This window comes from Stenotrophomonas maltophilia group sp. Smal32 (assembly GCF_030237085.1).
In the GTDB taxonomy this organism is placed as follows: Bacteria; Pseudomonadota; Gammaproteobacteria; order Xanthomonadales; family Xanthomonadaceae; genus Stenotrophomonas; species Stenotrophomonas maltophilia_Q.
Genome location: NZ_JASJSI010000189.1, coordinates 1 through 3,607 on the forward strand (window position 1 = coordinate 1; position 3,607 = coordinate 3,607).

The 3,607-nt window shown below is 68.0% G+C and carries 5 protein-coding genes; all 5 read left to right on the plus strand.

Annotated features, from left to right (window positions below; all coding sequences use genetic code 11):
* Positions 1–366, plus strand: a 366-nt coding sequence (locus QRO91_RS22055) for a DsbE family thiol:disulfide interchange protein (RefSeq protein WP_285310576.1), incomplete at its 5' end; no start/stop codon positions are given.
* A 4-nt stretch (positions 367–370) separates the two neighbouring features.
* Positions 371–820, plus strand: coding sequence for a cytochrome c-type biogenesis protein (locus QRO91_RS22060; RefSeq protein WP_106550050.1), 450 nt, complete (start codon positions 371–373; stop codon positions 818–820).
* Positions 814–1,803, plus strand: coding sequence for a cytochrome C biogenesis protein (locus QRO91_RS22065; RefSeq protein WP_197632413.1), 990 nt, complete (start codon positions 814–816; stop codon positions 1,801–1,803). The genes QRO91_RS22060 and QRO91_RS22065 overlap by 7 nt, the downstream gene beginning before the upstream one ends.
* A 136-nt stretch (positions 1,804–1,939) precedes the next feature.
* Complete coding sequence (locus QRO91_RS22070) at positions 1,940–3,052, plus strand: homoserine O-acetyltransferase (RefSeq protein ID WP_049431342.1); 1,113 nt, start codon at positions 1,940–1,942, stop codon at positions 3,050–3,052.
* Positions 3,053–3,397 carry a DUF1294 domain-containing protein gene (locus QRO91_RS22075; protein WP_197650445.1) on the plus strand — a complete coding sequence of 115 codons (345 nt, stop codon included), beginning with the start codon at positions 3,053–3,055 and terminating at the stop codon, positions 3,395–3,397.
* The last annotated feature ends 210 nt before the right edge of the window (positions 3,398–3,607 follow it).

Below are 3,607 nucleotides of genomic sequence, written 5' to 3' on the forward strand. Positions count from 1 at the left end.
GTATGGGGCAGCTGGTGCGCGGCCTGCCGCGAGGAACACCCGGTGCTGACCCGCTTCGCCGAGAGCAAGCGCGTGCGCGTGATCGGCTACAACTGGAAGGATGACCCCACTGACGCGCTGCACTGGCTGGAACAGCTGGGCAACCCGTTCATGGTGGTGCTCAGCGATGTCGAAGGCCGCACCGCGATCGACTGGGGCGTGACCGCTGCACCGGAAACCTTCCTGGTAGACGGTAGTGGCGTCGTGCGCTGGAAATACAGCGGCGCGATGACCCAGCGCGTGGTCGACGAGAAGCTGATCCCGGCGCTGGAGAAGATCGAGAAGGCCCAGGGCAATGCCGGCAACACCCTGCACACGGCGCCTTGAGCCCATGCGCTGGCTGCTGGCGCTGCTGCTCCTGATGCTGCCACTGGCCGTGCCGGCCCAGCAGCCGCTGCACGATCCGCAGCCGCTGCAGTTCCGCGATGGCGCCGAGGAACGCCGCTTCCATGACCTGGCCGCGCAGCTGCGCTGCGTGCAATGCCAGAACCAGTCGCTGGCCGATTCCAACGCACAGATCGCCCAGGACCTGCGCCGCGAGGTGCTGCAGCTGATGCAGCAGGGCCACGACGATGCGCAGATCAAGCAGTTCCTGGTCGCGCGCTATGGTGAGTTCGTTCTCTACCAGCCACCGCTGCAACCAGGCACCTGGCTGTTGTGGGGGGGGCCGCTTCTGGTACTGGGTGCGGGCGCACTGGTGGTGCTGGGGATCGTCCGCCGTCGTGGACGCACGGTCGGCGCCGCGCCGGCCGGCAAGGCCGATGAAGGAGATGGATGGTGAGCCACTGGCTGCCGATGCTGGCCGGCCTGGTCGCTGCGCTGGTGGCAGCGCTGGTGCTGTGGCCGCTGCGCCACCACGGTCGCCGCGGTTTCGCGGTGGGCGTGATTGCACTTGGCGTGGCCGGTGCCTGCCTTTACCTGCTGGTGGGCGATCCGCGCGCCGCACAGGTGCAGCCGGCGCCCTCGGTGGCGACGCTGCGCGATGGCGTGCAGGCCCTGCAGGATGCGTTGGAGCGTGACCCACAGCGGGCCGATGGCTGGACCCTGCTGGGTCGTTCGCAGGCCGAACTGGGCAATGCCTCAGCTGCGGCGGGCGCGTTCGCGCGGGCCGCAGCATTGGCACCGGATGATCCGGGCGTACTGGTGGAAGCCGCGCAGGCACGTGCGCAGGCCGACGCCGGCAAACAATTCGATGACACCGCAATGGCCTGGTTGCAGCAGGCGCGCACACTGGCACCCGATGCCGAGCGCGCAAGCTGGCTGCTCGGCATCGCCCTGCGCCAGCGGGGCCGGAATGCCGAAGCCGCCGACGTCTGGAGCAGCCTGCTGCCGCGACTGGAACCGGGCGCCGCACAGGCACTGCAGGCACAGATCGCAATCGCCCGCGAAGCTGCCGGCCAGGCACCTGATGCTGCCGCTGCTACGCCGCAGGCGCTGCTGCAGGTGCGCGTGCAGCTGCCTGCAATGAAGGCGAACGAGTGGCCAGCCAGCACCCAGGTGTTCGTGCTGGCCCGTGCCGTCGGCGGCCCGCCGATGCCGGTGGCCGCGCGCAAGCTGCCGCTGGCCGGCTTCCCGGCCACGGTCGGGCTGGGCGACGGTGACAGTCCAATGCCGACCGCACCGCTGTCGGCACATCGCGAAGTGGAAGTGCTGGCACGCATCTCGCGTACCGGTAGCGCCAACCGCAGCGAGGGCGACCTGCAGAGCGTGCCGGTGAAGGTGAGCCTGCCGCATGACGGCGTGGTTGAGCTGCGGTTTCCCTGACCTGTAGCGCCGAGCCCATGCTCGGCAGCCGAACATGGGCCCGGCGCTACAGTAGATCCACGCCATGCGTGGATACGGCCACCGATGGAAACCAGCATGTCGCCAGCTGCACATCCGGCCCCGCTAGAATGCCCGCATGACTGAATTCATCCCACCCGGCACCCGTTTCCATGCCCTGCCCTCGCCGTTCCCGTTCAAGCGCGGTGGCGCCCTGCACGGCGCCCGCGTGGCCTATGAAACCTGGGGAACGCTGGCTGCCGACGCAGGCAACGCGATCCTGATCGTGACCGGTCTTTCGCCGGATGCGCACGCAGCGGCCAACGACGCCAATCCGGCACCGGGCTGGTGGGAAGGCATGGTTGGTCCCGGCAAGCCGGTCGATACCAACCGCTGGTTCGTGGTGTGCGTGAACTCGCTGGGCAGCTGCAAAGGCTCCACCGGCCCCGCCTCGCTCAATCCGGCCACGGGCGAACCGTATCGCCTCGACTTCCCCGAGCTGTCGATCGAAGACGGCGCACGCGCCGCCATCGAGGTCGTGCATGCGCTTGGCATCGAGCGGCTGGCCTGCGTGATCGGCAATTCGATGGGCGGCATGACCGCCCTGGCGGTGCTGATGCTGCATCCGGGCATCGCGCGCAGCCACGTCAACATTTCCGGCAGCGCGCAGGCGTTGCCGTTCTCGATCGCGATCCGCTCGCTGCAGCGCGAAGCGATCCGCCTTGATCCGCGCTGGAACGGCGGCCACTACGACGACGACGCGTATCCCGAGTCCGGCATGCGCATGGCGCGCAAGCTGGGCGTGATCACCTATCGCTCGGCACTGGAATGGGACGGCCGTTTCGGCCGCGTGCGGCTGGATTCGGACCAGACCGATGATGATCCGTTCGGCCTGGAATTCCAGGTGGAAAGCTATCTGGAAGGGCACGCGCGGCGCTTCGTGCGTTTCTTCGACCCGAACTGCTATCTGTACCTGAGCCGATCGATGGACTGGTTCGACCTGGCCGAGTACGCCGATGGCGATGTGCTGGCGGGGCTGGCGAAGATCCGGGTGGAGAAGGCGCTGGCCATCGGCGCCAACACCGACATCCTGTTCCCGGTGCAGCAGCAGCAACAGGTCGCCGACGGCCTGCGTGCCGGAGGCGCTGAAGCGCATTTCATCGGATTGGAGTCACCGCAGGGCCACGACGCCTTCCTGGTCGACTTCGATCGTTTCGGCCCGGCCGTGCGCGGCTTCCTCGACGCGCTGTAAGTGGGCTGGCGGCGCAACCTGGCGCTGGCCGCGTTCGGCGCGTTGATCGCGCTGATGATCAGCGGCGTGCTGCCACTGTGGCTGGGCGGTTGGTGCCTGCTGGCCAGCGCGGTGTCCTTCGGCCTGTACGGTCACGACAAGCGCGCGGCGCAGCGAAAGCAGTGGCGGATTCCCGAACGCACCCTGCAGCTGTTGGCCTTTGCCGGTGGCTGGCCCGGCGCGCTGCTGGGCCAGGCGCTGTTCCGCCACAAGCACCGCAAGGCCACGTTCCAGTGGGCGTTCTGGCTGTGCGTGCTGGCAAACGTGGCCTCGATCGCGGTGATGCTGCGCGAGTTTTCGCGATAGCCAACCTGTAGAGCCGACCCCCACCACCCCACCCGCACCCCCCCGACCCCCCACCGCCTGGCCGCTCAGCAGAAACAACCCCACCGCCGAAGTTTATCTGTGCAAAATAACGGCCCACGGGCCCCGCCACCAACCGCACAATCACCCACAAAAATACCTAACGCAGCTCGTAGGCGTGGTTTAAAACCAGCATCAGCCACGAACCTAGCC

Bases quoted from the DNA above. Each gene is read 5' to 3' on its own strand.
- QRO91_RS22065 (WP_197632413.1), top strand. From the start codon at position 814: ATGGTGAGCCACTGGCTGCCGATGCTGGCCGGCCTGGTCGCTGCGCTG.
- QRO91_RS22070 (WP_049431342.1), top strand. From the start codon at position 1,940: ATGACTGAATTCATCCCACCCGGCACCCGTTTCCATGCCCTGCCCTCG.
- QRO91_RS22060 (WP_106550050.1), top strand. From the start codon at position 371: ATGCGCTGGCTGCTGGCGCTGCTGCTCCTGATGCTGCCACTGGCCGTG.